The organism is Aquabacterium sp. A08 (assembly GCF_011742065.1).
Genome location: NZ_JAAQQT010000644.1, coordinates 20,921 through 37,796 on the forward strand (window position 1 = coordinate 20,921; position 16,876 = coordinate 37,796).

General features: G+C 69.6%; 15 protein-coding genes. 10 read left to right on the forward strand and 5 right to left on the reverse strand.

From position 1 onward, the window contains the following. Positions 1–6 precede the first annotated feature (6 nt). The 4 genes from gspF (at position 7) to HA630_RS14415 (ending at position 6,269) form a co-directional block, all read left to right on the forward strand. Positions 7–1,230, forward strand: coding sequence for a type II secretion system inner membrane protein GspF (gspF, locus tag HA630_RS14400; protein ID WP_166835528.1), 1,224 nt, complete (start codon positions 7–9; stop codon positions 1,228–1,230). A gap of 98 nt (positions 1,231–1,328) precedes the next feature. Further along, a complete protein-coding gene (locus tag HA630_RS14405) occupies positions 1,329–3,563 on the forward strand; it encodes a PhoX family phosphatase (RefSeq protein ID WP_166835530.1) in 2,235 nt (744 codons plus the stop codon). 67 nt (positions 3,564–3,630) lie between these two features. Next, positions 3,631–4,545: a 5'-nucleotidase gene (locus tag HA630_RS14410; RefSeq protein WP_166835533.1), complete on the forward strand. Its 915-nt coding sequence runs from the start codon at positions 3,631–3,633 to the stop codon at positions 4,543–4,545. Between the two features lie 53 nt (positions 4,546–4,598). Continuing rightward, complete coding sequence (locus HA630_RS14415; protein WP_166835536.1) at positions 4,599–6,269, forward strand: choice-of-anchor I family protein; 1,671 nt, start codon at positions 4,599–4,601, stop codon at positions 6,267–6,269. Between the two features lie 49 nt (positions 6,270–6,318). Here the strand turns inward: HA630_RS14415 and HA630_RS14420 are convergent, their stop codons facing one another. After that, positions 6,319–7,122, reverse strand: coding sequence for an exodeoxyribonuclease III (locus HA630_RS14420; RefSeq protein WP_166835538.1), 804 nt, complete (start codon positions 7,120–7,122; stop codon positions 6,319–6,321). Here HA630_RS14420 and pyrE point away from each other — a divergent pair. Together pyrE and HA630_RS14430 are read left to right on the forward strand one after the other, a co-directional pair. Continuing rightward, a complete protein-coding gene (pyrE, locus tag HA630_RS14425; RefSeq protein ID WP_166835540.1) occupies positions 7,121–7,822 on the forward strand; it encodes an orotate phosphoribosyltransferase in 702 nt (233 codons plus the stop codon). The two genes, HA630_RS14420 and pyrE, sit on opposite strands and share 2 nt — an antisense overlap. A 16-nt stretch (positions 7,823–7,838) precedes the next feature. Next, a complete protein-coding gene (locus HA630_RS14430; RefSeq protein WP_166835542.1) occupies positions 7,839–8,537 on the forward strand; it encodes a DUF4124 domain-containing protein in 699 nt (232 codons plus the stop codon). Here HA630_RS14430 and gatB read toward each other — a convergent pair whose 3' ends face one another. From gatB to gatC, 3 genes are read right to left on the reverse strand one after another with little or no spacing between them, the layout of a single operon-like run. Beyond that, positions 8,538–10,040: an Asp-tRNA(Asn)/Glu-tRNA(Gln) amidotransferase subunit GatB gene (gatB, locus tag HA630_RS14435; protein WP_166835544.1), complete on the reverse strand. Its 1,503-nt coding sequence runs from the start codon at positions 10,038–10,040 to the stop codon at positions 8,538–8,540. 14 nt (positions 10,041–10,054) lie between these two features. After that, on the reverse strand, positions 10,055–11,545 hold the full coding sequence (gatA, locus tag HA630_RS14440; protein ID WP_166835546.1) for an Asp-tRNA(Asn)/Glu-tRNA(Gln) amidotransferase subunit GatA: 1,491 nt from the start codon (positions 11,543–11,545) through the stop codon (positions 10,055–10,057). Beyond that, on the reverse strand, positions 11,542–11,841 hold the full coding sequence (gene gatC, locus HA630_RS14445; protein WP_166835548.1) for an Asp-tRNA(Asn)/Glu-tRNA(Gln) amidotransferase subunit GatC: 300 nt from the start codon (positions 11,839–11,841) through the stop codon (positions 11,542–11,544). Before gatC ends, gatA begins: the two co-directional genes overlap by 4 nt. Positions 11,842–12,097: 256 nt before the next feature. Here gatC and HA630_RS14450 point away from each other — a divergent pair, with 256 nt between their 5' ends. Genes HA630_RS14450 through mrdA form a run of 4 tightly spaced genes read left to right on the forward strand, consistent with a single transcriptional unit; the run spans position 12,098 to position 16,545 of the window. Then, positions 12,098–13,144, forward strand: coding sequence for a rod shape-determining protein (locus tag HA630_RS14450; protein ID WP_166835550.1), 1,047 nt, complete (start codon positions 12,098–12,100; stop codon positions 13,142–13,144). Between the two features lie 18 nt (positions 13,145–13,162). Continuing rightward, positions 13,163–14,050 (forward strand): rod shape-determining protein MreC, encoded by an 888-nt coding sequence (gene mreC / locus HA630_RS14455; RefSeq protein WP_166835552.1) that lies wholly within the window; start codon positions 13,163–13,165, stop codon positions 14,048–14,050. Further along, the gene (mreD, locus tag HA630_RS14460; RefSeq protein ID WP_166835554.1) at positions 14,047–14,577 is read left to right on the forward strand and encodes a rod shape-determining protein MreD; all 531 of its coding nucleotides are present in this window, start codon (positions 14,047–14,049) and stop codon (positions 14,575–14,577) included. The genes mreC and mreD overlap by 4 nt, the downstream gene beginning before the upstream one ends. Positions 14,578–14,586: 9 nt before the next feature. Further along, positions 14,587–16,545, forward strand: coding sequence for a penicillin-binding protein 2 (gene mrdA / locus HA630_RS14465; protein ID WP_166835556.1), 1,959 nt, complete (start codon positions 14,587–14,589; stop codon positions 16,543–16,545). Between the two features lie 40 nt (positions 16,546–16,585). Here mrdA and HA630_RS14470 read toward each other — a convergent pair. Continuing rightward, a partial coding sequence (locus HA630_RS14470) for a TSUP family transporter (protein ID WP_166835558.1) occupies positions 16,586–16,876 on the reverse strand: 291 nt, incomplete at its 5' end.

The window sequence follows — 16,876 nt, forward strand, 5'->3', positions numbered from 1 at the left end:
CGCGCCATGCCCGCCTACACCTACGAAGCCCTGGACGCCAACGGCCGCCCCCAGCGCGGCGTGATCGAAGCCGACACCGCCCGCGCCGCCCGGTCTGTGCTGCGCGGCCGGGGCTGGGTGCCCCTGGCGATGGACCCGACGGCGGAACCGGACGCGGCCGCCACCGGCTGGCACCGCCCCCTCTGGCGCGCCCGGGTGTTCAACGCCACCGCCCTGGCGGTGTGGACCCGGCAACTGGCCGGGCTGGTGAACGCCGGCCTGCCGCTGGAGCGCGCCCTGGGCGCCCTGGCCGACGAGGCCGAACGCCCCGAGGCGCAGCGCCTGCTGGCCACGCTGCGCGCCGAGGTCAACGCCGGCTCCGGCCTGGCGCGCGCCCTGGGGCTGTACCCGCGCGAGTTCGACAGCGGCTACCAGGCGGTGGTGGCCGCCGGCGAGCAAAGTGGACACCTGGGCACCGTGCTCGACCGCCTGGCCGACGACCTGGAGGCCCGCGAACAGTTGCGCAACCGGCTGATCGCCGCCTCGCTCTACCCCGCCATCGTCACCCTGTTTGCCACGGTCATCGTCCTCTTCCTCATGAGCTATGTGGTGCCCCAGGTGGCCAACGCCTTTGCCGGCGGGAAAAGGGCCTTGCCCACCCTCACCGTGGTGATGCTGGGTCTGAGCGATCTGGTGCGGCAGTGGGGCTGGCTGGCGGCCCTGGGGCTGGCCGCGGCCGCGGCGGGCCTGGCCTGGGCCCGCCGCCAGCCGTCGTGGCGCAGCCGCATCGACGCGCACTGGCTGCAGCTGCCGCTGGTGGGCCGGCTGGCGCGTGGCTACAACGCCGCGCGCTTTGCCGCCACCCTGGCCATGCTGGCCGGCGCGGGGGTACCCATCCTGCGCGCCCTGCAGACCGCCGCCGACACCCTGAACAACCGCGCCCTGCGCGCCGACGCGCTCGATACCCTGACGATGGTGCGCGAAGGCGCGCCACTGGCGGCCGCACTGGCCTCGAAAAAACGCTTTCCTGGCCTGCTGCCCCTGTTCGCCCGGCTGGGTGAACAGACCGGCCAGCTGCCCACCATGCTGCAACGCGCCGCCGAACAGCTCAGCGCCGAGGTGCAGCGCCGCGCCCTGCGCCTGGCCACCCTGCTCGAGCCCCTGCTCATCGTGGCCATGGGCGTGGTGGTGCTGCTGATCGTGCTGGCGGTCATGCTGCCCATCATCCAGCTCAACCAGTTGGTGCGCTGAAACGGCCGGGCGGCTGCTTGTTTCACGAAAGCTTCATCGTCGCCGGCGAGCATGGGCAAGCGCCTTCACCGAAGGCCGTTCAACCCCAAAGGAACGCCATGTCTCACCCCGACGACCTCGACTGCAACCGATCGCCCAACGAGCATTTCCAGACCGTGCTGGCCCGCACGCTGCAAAACCCCGCCCGCCGCCATGTCCTGCGCGGCGGTCTCGGTCTGGCCGCCCTGTCCTCGGTCCCCTTCCTGACCGCTTGTGGCAACGACGACCCGGCGCCCACCCCCGCCGAAGCCCCGCTGGCGCTGGGTTTTGCCGCCGTAGGCAAGAGCATCGCCGACGAGGTGGTGCTGCCCGCCGGTTACACCTACAGCGTGCTGCACGCCACCGGCGACCGGCTGCGTTCGTCCGTCACGGCCTACTCCAACCTGGGCACCGAAACCGACGATTGGTCCGACCGGATCGGTGACCACCACGACGGCATGGAGTTCTTCTACATCGATGCCATTGGCCGCTATTCGGCCACGGCCACCAACCGCGCTGTGCTGGCGGTGAACCACGAAAGCTCGGCCGACGCGCACTTCTTTCACGAGCGCGGCCAGACGTCGGGCGGCACCAGCGGCAAAAAATTCACCCAGTTCGGCAACTGGGACCTGGGCGCGCGCCCGACGCTGGAGGTCTTGAAAGAAATCAACCACCACGGCGTCTCCATCGTCGAGGTGCAACACGGCCCCAGCGGCTGGCGCTATGTGGTGGACTCGATCTACAACCGCCGCATCACCGCGCAAACCCCCATGCGCTTTGGCGGTCCCTCCGGGCACCTCAACGACATCCGTGCGTTCATGGTCACCCGCTACGACACCACCGGCGCCACCAGCCGCGGCACGCTGAACAACTGCGGCACCGGCTACACCCCGTGGGGCACCTTGCTGACCTGCGAAGAAAACTGGGCTTTCTACTTCAACATGCCCAAAGGCTCCAACCCGGTGGACGCCAAAACCGTGACCTCGCGCAGCCGCTACGGCGTGCGCAGCGCCCCCCTGGCCGACGCGGCCACGACCGACGTGGGCCAGGGCTGGTACACCCCCGACGCGGTGGACAGCCGTTTTGCTCGTTGGAACATCTCGGCCGCAGGCGGCAGCGCGGCCGACGATTTCCGCAATGAGCCCAACACCTTCGGCTTTGTCGTGGAAATCGACCCGCTGTCCGGTGCGCAGCCAGTCAAGCGCGTGGCCATGGGCCGTTTCGCGCACGAAGCGGCCGTCTGCGGCCTGCCCGTGGCGGGCCAGCCGCTGGCCTTCTACATGGGTTGCGACTCGCAAAACGAGTACGTGTACAAGTTCGTCAGCCGCGCCGTCTGGGACCCTGCCGACATCGGCGGCGGCCTGACGGCTGGCGACAAATACCTCAACGACGGCGACCTGTACGTGGCCAAGTTCAACGACGACGGCACCGGCGCATGGCTGCTGCTGGACATCAGCGTGCCCGCCATTTCGGGCTACTCGGTGTACGCCTTCGCCAACCAGGCCGACGTCTGGATCAACGCCCGCCACGCGGCGGACGCGGTGGGCGCCACCAAGATGGACCGCCCGGAATGGGGCGCAGTGAACCCGAAAAACGGTGAGATCTACATCACCATGACCAACAACAGCAGCCGTCAGCCGGGCAACACCGACGCGGCCAACCCGCGTTCGTACAACGATGTGGACGGCCTGATGCGTGCCGGCAACGTCAACGGGCACATTGTGCGCTTCCGGGAAAACGGCTCGCTGTCCACGGCCACGGCCTTCGGCTGGGACGTGTTCCTGTTCGGCGCCGAAGAGGACGCCGGCCCCGACATCAACCTCTCGGGGCTGAGCGCGCAAAACGCCTTCTCATCGCCAGACGGCCTGTGGTTCAGCAAGGCCACCGGCATCTGCTGGATCCAGACCGACGACGGCGCCTACACCGACGAGGTCAACTGCATGCTGGTCGCGGCCGTGCCGGGCGAGGTGGGCGACGGCTCCACCATCACCGTCAACAACAGCCGCACCGGCAGCACCCCGGCCACCGGCACCCAGGAAACCTTCATCGGCGCGGCCTTGGGTGACGCCAAGCTGCGCCGCTTCCTGGTGGGCCCCAAGGGCTGCGAGATCACCGGCATCACCGAAACGGCCGACGGCAAAACCCTGTTCGTCAACGTGCAACACCCGGGGGAAAACACCCCGGCCCTGGGGGCGGCCAGCGACTTCACCTACCAAAGCCAGTGGCCGGGCAACGCCGGCTACGGCCCGCTCGGGCGGCCGCGCTCGGCGACCCTCGTCATCACCCGCACCGACGGTGGGGTGATCGGCGTCTGATCCCTGCGGCCTGAGCGCCCAGGCGTGGTGGCTGGCAGAATGGGCCAGCCACCACTTTGTTTGCACCATGCCCGCCACCCTCGAAGGCCAGCTCGTCGTCGCCATTTCCTCCCGCGCCCTGTTCGACTTCGAGGCCGAGAACCGTGTCTTCGAAGACGGCGACGACCGCGCCTACATGCGGTTGCAGCTGGAGCGACTGGAGCAACCGGCCGGCCCGGGTGTGGCGTTTTCGCTGGTGCGCAAGCTGCTCAGTTTCAACACCGGCGACACCCCGCGGGTGGAGGTGGTCATCCTCTCGCGCAACGACCCGGTCTCGGGCATGCGGGTGTTCCGCTCGGCCCAGCACTACGGCCTGCCCATCCAACGCGGCGTGTTCACCCGCGGCCAGGCGCCGTGGCGTTACCTGCGGCCGCTGCGCGCCCACCTGTTCCTCTCCACCCACCTGAGCGACGTGCGCGCCGCGCTCGACGCGGGCGTGCCCGCGGCGCAGGTGTACCCGCAGTCGGTGCACGCCAGCGACGCCCACCCGCACGAGGTGCGCATCGCCTTCGACGGCGACGCGGTGCTGTTCTCCGACGAGGCCGAGCGGGTGTTCCAGGCCCAGGGCCTGAACGCCTTCCAGCAGCACGAGTCCAGCAAGGCCGCCCAGCCCCTGCCCGGTGGGCCGTTCAAGCCGCTGCTCGAAGCGCTGCACCGCCTGCAGGACGCGGGCACCGCGCACATGCGCATCCGCACCGCGCTGGTCACCGCCCGCAGCGCACCGGCCCACGAACGCGCCATCCGCACCCTGATGGACTGGCACATCGAGGTGGACGAGGCGCTGTTCCTGGGCGGCCTGCCCAAGGGCGAATTCCTGCGCGAGTTCGAACCCGACTTTTTCTTCGACGACCAGACCGGCCACATCGAACACGCCGCGCGCCATGTGCCGGCCGGGCACGTGGCCAGCGGGGTGGCCAACCCAGCGCCGGCGTCATCAAACTGACACCCGCGCGGCCTAGAGTGCGGCGGTCAACCCCGTCACACACAGGCCCACCCATGAAACCTCTGCCCTTTGCCTGGCGCCCCCTTGCGGGCGCCGCCCTGCTCGCCGTCGCCGTCGCCGTCGGCGCCGCCGCCCAATCGGCCACCCAGGCCCCCGGCGGCCTCACGCTGGAGAAGATCGGCGGCTTTGCCCACCCTGGCGGCGCCAGCTCGTCGGAAGTCACCGCCTACGACCCCGCCACCCGCCGCCTCTACGTCGTCAACGGCGCGCTGGGCACGGTGGACGTGCTGGACGTGCGTCAGGCCGCGGCGCCGCAGCTGGTCGCCACCCTGAAGGCCACCGACTACTGGCCCGACGCCGGCGGCGTCAACAGCGTGGCGGTGCACCAGGGCCTGGTGGCGCTGGCGGTGGAAGCCCGCGTCAAAACCGACCCCGGCCGCGTGGTGGTGCTGCGCACCCGCGACCTGGGCGTGGCCGGCACCGCCCCGGTGGGCGCCCTGCCCGACATGCTGACCTTCACCCCCAACGGCGCCACCCTGCTGGTGGCCAACGAGGGCGAACCCAATTCCTATGGTCAGGCCGATTCGGTGGACCCCGAAGGCTCCATCAGCCTGATCGACGTGCGCGCCCTCAACGCCCAGAGCCACCAGTTGGCCCTGCCGGTGCGCACCGCCGATTTCCGCGCCTTCAACGACCGCAAAGACGCCCTGCTGGCCGCCGGCGTGCGCATTTTTGGGCCGGGCGCCAGCGTGGCGCAAGACCTGGAGCCCGAATACATCGCCGTGGCCGACCACGGCCGCACCGCCTACATCACCCTGCAGGAAAACAACGCCGTGGCAGTGCTCGACATCGCCTCGGCCACCGTCACCGACATCAAGCCGCTGGGCACCAAAGACCACAGCCTGCCCGGCAACGGCATGGACGTGAGCAACGAGGACGCCGGCGTCAACACCAACAGCGGCCAGCCACGGGTGAACATTGCCCCGGTGCCGGTCAAGGGCCTGTACATGCCCGACGCCATCGCCAGCTACAGCGTCAACGGCCAGACCTACCTGATCACCGCCAACGAGGGCGACGCCCGCGAATACGCCGGCCTGCCCGGCGGCCGCGAAGACCCGCGCGTGCGCGATCACTGTGGCGTGGGCGGTTTCGACCCCGCCGTCTTCGGGCCGGCCGCGACCACCCTGGGCAACGACTCCAACCTGGGCCGCCTGCGCATCACCCAGTTCCCCGGCGGCCAGCGCACCGGCAAGAACGCCGCCGGCCAGTGCAACGAACTCGTGTCCTTCGGCGCCCGCTCCTTCTCCATCTGGGACACCGACCTGAACCGCGTCTTCGATTCGGGCGACCAGTTCGAGCGCTTGACCCAGAACCTGCCCAACGTGCCCTTCAACGCCAGCAACGACAACGCCACGCTGGACGACCGCAGCCCGGCCAAAGGCCCCGAGCCCGAAGGCGTGGCGGTGGCGCGCCTGGGCAGCCGCACCTACGCCTTCATCGGGCTGGAGCGGGTCGGCGGCATCATGGTCTACGACGTGACGCAACCGCGCGCACCGCAGTTCGTGCACTACACCAACAGCCGCCAGGGCATGGACGGCGACCGCGGTCCCGAAGGCGTGCTGGTGATCCCCGCGCAGGACTCGCCCGACGGCACCCCCTGGCTGGTGGTGGGCCACGAAACCAGCGGCACCACGGTCATCTACCGCATCCAGCACGGCCACTGAGGCACCGGGCCGAGCGGCAGCGACCCGGCCCCTCGCCTGGGGCCGGCGCTCACAAGGTGAAGTCGTACTCCACCGTCAACGGCGCGTGGTCGCTGAAGCGCTGGTCCTTGTACACGCTGGCGCGGCGGGCGGTGGCGGCCAGCGCCGGCGTGGCCAGGTGGTAGTCGATGCGCCAGCCCACGTTCTTGGCCCAGGCCTGGCCGCGGTTGCTCCACCAGGTGTAGGCGGCGTCGGACTCGTCGGGGTGCAGGCGGCGGTACACGTCCACCAGGCCGCCTTCGGTGAGCAGCTTGGTCATCCAGGCGCGTTCTTCGGGCAAAAAGCCGCTGTTCTTCAGGTTGCCTTTCCAGTTTTTCAGGTCTTTTTCGTGGTGGGCGATGTTCACGTCGCCCACCAGCAGCACCTCGCGCTGGGCGCGCAGGCCGGCCAACCAGGGGTAGATGCGGTCCAGGAAGCGGTACTTGGCCGCCTGCCGCTCGTCACCCGACGAGCCGCTGGGGAAATAGCAACTGAGGAGGCTGAACTTGCGCTGCGGCGTGTCGAAACGCAGCTCCACGCAGCGGCCTTCGTCGTCGAACTCGGGCTCGCCCATGCCCACCACCACGTCGCTGGGCGCGTGGCGGGTGTACAGGCCCACGCCCGAATAGCCCTTCTTGACCGCGTAGTGGAAATAGCCCTGCAGCCCGGCCAGGGCCTCGAACTTGCCGGCCACGTCGGGCGCCTGGGCCTTGAGCTCCTGCACGCCCATACAATCGGGCGCAGTGGCCGCGACCCATTCTTCGAGCCCCTTGGCGGTGGCGGAACGGATGCCGTTGAGGTTGAGGCTGGTCAGTCGAAACAAGGATTTCCCCATGGTGGTTGAAGCAGGCGCGCCGGTCGATGCACTGGCGCAGGCGTTTGTGCAATTTTCCGTCGAATCGGGCGTGCTGCGCTTTGGCGAATTCAAGACCAAGGCCGGGCGCCTGAGCCCCTACTTCTTCAACGCCGGCCTGTTCGACGACGGCGCCAAGCTGGGCCGGTTGGCCGAGTTCTACGCCCAGCGCATCCTGGCCAGCGGCGTCGGGTTCGACATGATCTTCGGCCCCGCCTACAAGGGCATCCCGCTGGCGGCGGCTGTGGCCATCGAACTGGCGCGGCAAGGGCGCAACGTGCCGTTTGCCTACAACCGCAAGGAAGCCAAGGACCACGGCGAAGGCGGCACCCTGGTGGGCGCGCCGCTGCAGGGCCGGGTGCTGGTGATCGACGACGTGATGAGCGCCGGCACCGCCGCGCGCGAATCGATCGCGTTGATCCGCGCCGCCGGCGCCACGCCGCACGCGGTGGCGATCGCGCTGGACCGCCAGGAAATGGCCACCGAACCCGCCCCCGAAGGCGGCGTGCGCGACGTGCCCTACAGCGCGGTGCAGTACGTGCGCGAACAGCTGGGCCTGCAGGTCTGCGCGATTGCCAAGCTGGCCGATTTGCTGCAGTATCTGCAAGCCCACGCGGGCGACGCCATGGCCGAACACCGCCAGCGGGTGCAGGCCTACCGCGACCGCTACGGCGTGCAGTGACCCCCCTTCCGCCCCCATGCCACGCCCCGCTGCCCGTTACGCCCCAGTGCCGCGTCCCAGGCCGCACCCTGGCCGGTGGGGGGCCGTCTGGGCCGGTGTACTCCTGCTGTGGGCAGGCAGCGCCAGCGCCCAGACCGGCAGCATCTACACCTGCGTGGACGCCCAGGGCCGGCGCCTGACCTCCGACCGCCCCATCGCCGAATGCATGGACCGGGAGCAGCGCGAACTCAACCGCAGCGGCACGCTGCGCCGGGTGGTGCGGCCCGAACCCACCGCCGCCGAACGCGCCGCCGAAGCCGCGCGCCTCAAGGCCGAGGCCGAGGCCCTGGCCCGCCTGAACGAACAGCGCCGGCGCGAACAGCTGCTGCTCAACCGCTACCCCAACACCGACGCGCACCAGCGCGCCCGCGCCGACGCCCTGCACCAGATCGACGACGTGATGGCCGCGGTGCTCAAGCGCGAACAGGAGTTGAACCAGCAGCGCCGAGCCATCGAGGAAGAACTGGAGTTCTACCAACGGGACCCGAGCAAAGCCCCGGAATGGCTCAAGCGCCGCCAGGCCGACAACGCGCAGCAGCGCGAGCTGCAGGCGCAGTACCTGGCCGACCAGGAGCGCGAGAAGGTCCGCCTCAACGCCCTGTTCGACGAAGAGCTGCAGCTGCTGCAGCGCCTCTGGGTGCAGCAGCCAGCGGCCCCCGCCCAGCCCAAGCGCTGATCAGCCCAGCGCCTGTTTCAGCAGCTCGTTGACCTGGCCCGGGTTGGCTTTGCCCTGGCTGGCCTTCATGACCTGCCCCACCAGCGCGTTGAAGGCCTTGTCCTTGCCGGCGCGGTACTCGGCCACGTTCTTCTCGTTGGCCGCCACCACCTGGGCGATGAGGGCCTCCAGCGCGCCGCTGTCGTTCATCTGCTTGAGGCCCTTGGCCTCGATGAGGGCGTCGATCTGCGCGGTCGCGCTACCGGCTGCTTCAAAGCGATCTGAACCCGTTTCTCCAGCGGCCATCTGCCCCCACAGCGCGTCCAGCACCTGCCGGGCGGCGTTGTTGCTGATGGTGTTGTCGGCAATGCGGGCGATCAGGGCCGCCAGTTGCGCCGCGCTCACCGGCGCCTGGGTGATGTCTTTTTCCTCCGCGTTCAGGCGGCGCGACACCTCGCCCATGACCCAGTTGCTGACCAGCTTGGGCTGGCCACAGGCTTGGGCCGCGGCCTCGAAGTAGACGCCCATCGCCGGGCTTTGCGTCAGCGTGGTGGCATCGTATTCGGGCAGGCCGTAGTCGCGCACGAAGCGCTCGGCCTGGGCGCGTGGCAACTCGGGCATCTCGGCGCGCACCCGCTCCACCCACTCGCGCTCGATCACCAGCGGCGGCAGGTCGGGGTCGGGGAAGTAGCGGTAGTCGGCCGCGTCTTCCTTGGTGCGCATGGCGCGGGTTTCGCCGGTGTCGGGGTCGAACAGCACGGTGGCCTGCTGGATCTCAAAACCGTCTTCGATCTGTTCGATCTGCCAGCGCACCTCGAAGTCGATGGCCTGCTGCATGAACTTGAAGGAGTTCAGGTTCTTGATCTCGCGGCGCGTGCCCAGCGGCGCGCCCGGCTTGCGCACGCTCACGTTGGCGTCGCAGCGGAAGCTGCCTTCCTGCATGTTGCCGTCGCAGATGCCGATCCAGGTGACGATCTTGTGCAGCTCCTTGGCGTAGGCCACGGCCTCGGCGCTGGAGCGGATGTCGGGCTCGGTCACGATCTCCAGCAAGGGCGTGCCGGCGCGGTTCAGGTCGATGCCGGACTGGCCGTGGAAGTCCTCGTGCAGCGATTTGCCCGCGTCTTCTTCCAGGTGGGCACGCACCAGGCGCACGGTCTTTTTCTCGTCGCCCAAGTAGAACGACACCTCGCCGCCCTGGACCACCGGGATCTCGAACTGGCTGATCTGATAACCCTTGGGCAAGTCGGGGTAGAAGTAGTTTTTGCGCGCAAAAACGCTGCGCTCGGCCACGTGGGAGCCCACGGCCAGGCCGAACCGGATGGCGCGCTCGACCGCGCCCCGGTTCATGACCGGCAGCGTGCCGGGCAAGGCCATGTCCACCGCGCAGGCCTGGGTGTTGGGCTCGGCGCCAAAGGCCACGCTGGCGCGGCTGAAAATTTTGCTGTTCGTGGAGAGTTGGGCGTGGGTCTCGAAGCCGATCACGACCTCGTAACCCTGCACCAACAGGGATGTTGCTTTGCTCATGGTGTCTTGCCCCTTCAGCACCCGGCCGGGGCGCGGGTGTGCCAGTCGGTGGCGCACTGGAAATGGTGGGCCGCGCCCAGCAGGCGCGCCTCCTGGAAGTAATTGCCGATCAGCTGCATACCGACAGGCATGCCCGCGGCGCCCAAGCCCACCGGCACGCTCATGCCCGGCAGGCCGGAGAGCGACGCCGGCAGCGTGTAGATGTCGGCCAGGTAGGCGGCCACGGGGTCGTCGTTCTTCTCGCCGATCTTCCACGCCACGCTGGGCGCCACCGGGCCGGCGATCACGTCGCATTGCTGGAAGGCGGCCTGGAAGTCCTGCGCGATCAGGCGGCGGATCTGCTGCGCCTTGATGTAGTAGGCGTCGTAGTAGCCGTGGCTCAGCACGTAGGTGCCGATCAGGATGCGGCGCTGCACCTCCCGCCCAAAGCCTTCGCTGCGCGACTTCTTGTACATGTCGGCCAGGTCGGCGTAGTCTTTCGCGCGGTGGCCGAACTTCACGCCGTCGAAGCGGCTGAGGTTGGAGCTGGCCTCGGCCGGGGCGATGATGTAGTAGGCGGGAATGGACAGTTCGGTGCGCGGTAGGGAAATGTCCACCAGCGTGGCGCCCAGCTTTTCGTACTCGGCCAAGGCAGCACGCAGGGCGGCCAGCACGTCGGGGGCGCAGCCGTCGCCAAAAAACTCTTTGGGCAGGCCGATGCGCAGGCCCTTGAGCGGCTGCGCGGCGGTGGCACCGGCCAGGGGCTGGCCCAGCCCGGCGGTGTAGTCCTCGGCCGGGCGGTCCAGGCTGGTGGAATCGCGGTCCAGGTCCGGGCCGGCCATGGCGCTGAGCAACAGAGCGCAGTCGCGCGCGCTGCGGGCCATGGGGCCGGCCTGGTCCAGGCTGGAGGCGTAGGCCACCATGCCGTAGCGCGAGCAACGCCCGTAGGTGGGTTTGATGCCGGTGATGCCGGTGAAGCTGGCGGGCTGGCGGATCGAGCCGCCGGTGTCGGTGCCGGTGGCGGCCGGGGCCAGGCCCGCGGCCACCGCGGCGGCGGAACCGCCCGAGGAGCCGCCGGGCACGCGCTCGGTGTCCCAGGGGTTGCGCGCCGGGCCGTAGGCCGAGTTGTCGTTGCCCGAGCCCATGGCGAATTCGTCGCAATTCAGCTTGCCCAGCGTCACCATGCCGGCGTCGGCCAGTTGGCGCACCACGGTGGCGTCGAACGGGCTGCGGTAGCCTTCCAGCATCTTGCTGCCGGCGGTGGTCGGGAAGTCGGTGGTGACGAAGATGTCCTTGTGCGCCAGCGGCACGCCCAGCAAGGGGCTGCGCTCGCCCGCGGCGAGGCGGGCGTCGGCGGCGCGGGCCTGGGCCAGGCTGGCGTCTTCGTTCAAGGCCAAATAGGCGCCCAAATGGGCGTGCGCCCGGGCGCGGGCCAGGAAGTGCTGGGTCACTTCCACGCTGGAGACCTCGCGCGCGGCCAGCCGGGCCGCCAACGCGGTCACGTCGAGTTGGTGCAAGTCGTTCATTCAATCACCTTGGGCACCAGGAACAGGCCGCGCTCCACGGCCGGGGCGCTGCGCTGGTTGGCGTCGCGCTGGTTGGGTTCGCTCACCACGTCGTCGCGCAGGCGCAGCGCCACGTGGTCGATCACGGCGGTGGGGTGGGCCAGCGGCTCCACGCCGGTGGTGTCCACCGCCCGCATCTGTTCCACGGTGTCGAAAAAGCCGTTCAGGCGGGTCAGCATGCCCTGGGCATGCGCCTCGTCCAGCTCCAGCCGCGCCAGGTTGGCGATGCGGCCGATGTCTTGCAAGGTCAGGGACATGGGGGTGGTCAGGGGTTGGTCGCGGGGAATGAAACCGCGTGTAAAACCAAGGAAAAAACCGGCGCCGGGGCGACGCGGTCAAAGTTATACACAGGGGATGCGGTATTATCCAAGGTTTGGTGAACCGGTCCGAAAAGCACGGCTTTCGGACCCGAAGTTTCCACAAACCACCCCGATTTTCAGCCAAAAACACTCCGGCGCTGCCCGCGTACATGCGCAAGCCGGGCCCCGGGCAGGCCGCACTGGACGCTCCATCATGTTCGAATCTTTCCGTCGGCGCTTCTCGACCGACCTGGCCATCGACCTCGGCACCGCCAACACCCTCATTTACGTGCGCAACAAGGGCATCGTGCTGGACGAGCCCTCGGTGGTCTCGATCCGCCACGAAGGCGGCCCCCAGGGCAAGAAAACCATCCAGGCCGTGGGCCACGAGGCCAAGGCCATGCTAGGCAAGGTGCCCGGCAACATCGAAGCCATCCGGCCCATGAAGGACGGCGTGATCGCCGACTTCACCGTCACCGAACAGATGCTCAAGCAGTTCATCAAGATGGTGCACCCGCGCTCGATGCTCAAGCCGAGCCCACGCATCATCATCTGCGTGCCCTGCGGCTCCACCCAGGTGGAGCGCCGCGCCATCCGCGAAAGCGCGCTGGGCGCCGGCGCCGCCGAGGTCTACCTGATCGAGGAACCCATGGCCGCGGCCATCGGCGCCGGCCTGCCGGTGTCCGAGGCGTCCGGCTCCATGGTGGTGGACATCGGCGGGGGCACCACCGAAGTCGGCGTCATTTCCCTGGGCGGCATGGTCTACAAGGGCAGCGTGCGGGTGGGCGGCGACAAGTTCGACGAGGCCATCATCAACTACATCCGCCGCAACTACGGCATGCTGATCGGTGAGCCCACGGCCGAGGCCATCAAGAAGAGCATCGGCAGCGCCTTCCCGGGCTCCGAGGTCAAGGAAATGGAAGTCAAGGGCCGCAACCTGAGCGAAGGCGTGCCGCGCAGCTTCACCATCAGCTCCAACGAGGTGCTGGAGGCCCTGACCGACCCGATCAACCAGATCGTCAGCGCCGTCAAGACCGCGCTGGAACAGACCCCGCCCGAGCTGGGCGCCGACATCGCCGAGCGCGGCATGATGCTGACCGGCGGTGGCGCCCTGCTGCGCGACCTGGACCGCCTGCTGTCCGAAGAAACCGGCCTGCCGGTGCTGGTGGCCGAGGAACCGCTGCTGTGCGTGGTCAAGGGGTGCGGCATGGCGCTGGACCGCATGGACCGCCTGGGCGGCAGCATCTTCACCAACGAATAAGCCCGCACGCCGTCGACCATGCCGCTCGGTACCGTCGACCGCGCCCCGCCGCCCTTCTTCAAGCAAGGGCCGTCGGCGTTTTCCAAGCTGGTGGTGCTCAGCGCGCTGGCGCTGCTGCTGATGGTGGTGGACGCCCGCCGCCAGTGGACCGCGCCGCTGCGCGCGGCCACCGCCAGCGTGCTCTACCCGGTGCAGTGGCTGGCGCTGCAACCGGTGCGGCTGGCGCAGTGGGCCGGCCACTACGTGGGCAGCCTGGCCGACGCCCAGCAGGCGGCGGCCGAGGCGCGCACCGAACTGGTGCGCCAGGCGCAGCGTGCCAGCATCGTCGAGCACCTGGCCCAGGAAAACCGCGAACTGCGCACCCTGCTGGGCATGCGCGAGCGGCTGCCGCCCAACGCGCGCGGCGCCGAAATCCTCTACGAGTCCCCCGACCCCTATTCGCGCAAGGTCGTCATCGACCAGGGCCAGGCCCAGGGCGTGCAGCCCGGCTCGCCGGTGATGGACGGTTACGGCGTCATGGGCCAGGTCACGCGGGTCTACCCCGCCACGGCCGAGGTGACGCTGCTGATCGACAATCAGCAGGCCATCCCCGTCATCAACACCCGCACCGGGCAGCGCAGCCTGGCGTTCGGGGTGCAGGGCGCGCGCGAAGGCCGGCTGGAGCTGCGCTTCGAGTCGGTCAACACCGAGGCCGAGCCGGGCGACATCCTGACCACCAGCGGGGTGGACGGCATTTACCCGCCCGGCCTGCCGGTGGCGCGGGTGTTGAAGGTGGCGGTGGTCGATGGCTCGGGCTTCTCGCGCATCGAATGCGAACCGCTGGCGCGCATGCACAACACGCTGCACGTGCTGGTGGTCGACCCCTTGAGCGACGGGCGCCGCCCTGGGGCGGAGGCGGCGCGATGATCATGCGACCGGGCCAGGCGCTGCTGCTGCCGGCCAACCCGTGGTTCGTCTGGGGCTCGCTGCTGGCCACGCTGGTGCTGGGCATGGCCGCGCAGGTGGGGCTGGCCGGGCGGGCGCCCTGGATGCCCGACCTGCTGGCGGTGGTGCTGGTGTTCTGGAGCGTGCACCAGCCGCTGCGGGTGGGCGTGGGCACCGCGTTCGCGCTGGGCCTGCTGGTGGACGTGCACCACGGCGCCCTGCTGGGCCAGCACGCGCTGGCCTACACCGTGCTGGGCTACCTGGCGGTGTTGGTGCACCGCCGCCTGCTGTGGTTCAACCTGCCCACCCAGGCACTGCACGTGCTGCCCCTGTTCGCGGTGGCCCACGCGCTGCAGTGGCTGGTGCGTCTGCTGGCCGGCGACACCGCGCCCGGCTGGGGGCTGGCCCTGGCCCCGGTGCTGGAAACGCTGCTCTGGCCGCTGGCCACGCAGCTGTTGCTGGCGCCGCAGCGGCGCGCCCACGACCCCGATGAAAACCGCCCCATCTGAGGCCCCGGCATGACCGAATTCAAGGACGTCCAGCGCCAGCTGGCCTTGTTTCGCACCCGGGTCTGGGTGGCCCTGGCGGTGGTCGGCGTCTGCCTGGGCCTGATCGCCCTGCGCAGCTACTACCTGCAGGTGCCGCGCCACGACGACCTGTCCGACAAGGCCGAGCGCAACCGCACCGCGGTGCTGCCCATCGTGCCGCAGCGCGGGCGCATCGTCGACCGCCACGGCGTGGTGCTGGCCGACAACCTGGCCACCTTCAGCCTGGAAATCGTGCCGGCGCGCACCCCCGACCTGGACGCCACCCTGGCCGACCTGGCCGAGATCGTCGAGGTGCAGCCGCGCGACGTGCGCCGCTTCCGCCGGCTGATGGCCGAGTCGCGGCGCTTCGACTCGCTGCCGCTGCGCCACCGCTTGAGCAACGAGGAAATGTCGCGCGTGGCGGCGCAGCTGTACCGGCTGCCGGGGGTGGAGATCCAGGCGCGGCGCCTGCGCCAGTACCCGCTGGGCGAGACCGGCGCGCACGTGATCGGCTACATCGGCCGCATCAACCAGCGCGAAAAAGAGGCCATGACCGAATGGCCCGAGGAGCGCCAGGCCAACTACCGCGGCACCGACCACATCGGCAAGCTGGGGGTGGAGCAAAGCCACGAGGACCAGTTGCACGGCACCACCGGCTTCGAGCGGGTGGAAACCTCGGCCTCCGGCCAGGCGGTGCGCCAGCTCGACGTGACCGCGCCGCTGCCGGGCGACACCATCGCCCTGTCCATCGACAGCCGGCTGCAGCACCTGGTCGAGCGCCTGTACGGTCAGCGCCGGGGCGCGCTGGTGGCGATCAACCCGCAAAACGGCGAGGTGCTGGCCTTTGTCAGCATGCCCACCTTCAACCCCAACCTGTTTGTCGAGGGCATCGACGTCGACAACTGGAAGGCACTGAACGAGTCGATCGACCGGCCGCTGCTGAACCGGGCGCTGCGCGGCACCTACCCGCCGGGGTCCACCTACAAGCCCTTCATGGCGCTGGCGGCACTGGAAACCGGCACCCGCCAGGTGGGCACCGTGGTCAACGACCCGGGCTACTGGGTGTTTGGCAACCACCGCTTCCGCAGCCACGGCGAAAAAAACCTGGGCGGGGTGGACCTGCGCCGCAGCATCATCTACTCCAGCAACGTGTACTACTACACCCTGGCCAACGACATGGGGGTGGACGCGATCCACGACTTCATGAAACCGCTGGGCCTGGGCCAGCTCACCGGCATCGACCTGCAGGGCGAGGTCCGCGGCGTGCTGCCCAGCCAGGCCTGGAAGCGCCAGACCTTCAAGCGCCCACAGGACCAGCGCTGGTTCGCCGGCGAAACCATTTCGCTCGGCATTGGGCAGGGCTACAACAGCTTCACCATGCTGCAGTTGGCCTCGGCCATGGCCACCCTGGCCAATCAGGGGGTGCGCCACACCCCGCACCTGACCCGCACCACCCAGAACCCGGCCGCCGCCAGCGCCACCCAGGCCGAGCGGCCCGACGGTGTGTCGCTGGGCTACCGCCCCGAGCACCTGCAGGCGGTGCTCAGCGCGATGGAGGCGGTGACGCAGGAAGGCACCTCGACCCGGGTGTTCGCCGGCGCGCCCTACCGCAGCGGCGGCAAAACCGGCACCGCCCAGGCGGTGACCATCGGCCAGCGCGACCGCTACGACGCGCGCCGGCTGGAAGAACACCAGCGCGACCACTCGCTCTACCTGGCCTTTGCACCGGTGGAGCGGCCCCAGGTGGCGCTGGCCGTGGTCGTGGAAAATGCCGGCTTCGGCGCGGCGCACGCGGCGCCGATCGCGCGGCGCGTGTTCGATTACCTGCTGCTGGGCCGCTACCCGAGCGAGGACGACATCCGCGCCACCCAGCAGGGCCTGACCGCCGCGCCCGTGGGCACGCCGCGCACGCTGGACGAGATTCCCTGGCCGCCCGAAGCGCAGCCCTGAGCGGCCGCAGCACCCGGGGCCGCAACGGCCAGCCCGGCGCTTAGGGCCAGGCGCGGTAGGCGTCCCAGCCGGTTTTGAGGATCAGGACCGACACCACCAGCACGAACACGCCGCGCACAAAGCCGGCGCCGTGGCGCAGGGCCAGCCGCGCGCCCAGCGTGCTGCCCAGCACATTGGCCACGGCCATGACCAGCGCGTAATGCCACCAGACGTGGCCGGTCCAGGCGAACAGCGACAGCGCCGCCAGGTTGGAGGTGGTGTTGAGCCACTTGGCCGAGGCGCTGGCGTGCAGGAAGTCGTAGCCCAGCCAACGCACGAACAGGAACACCAG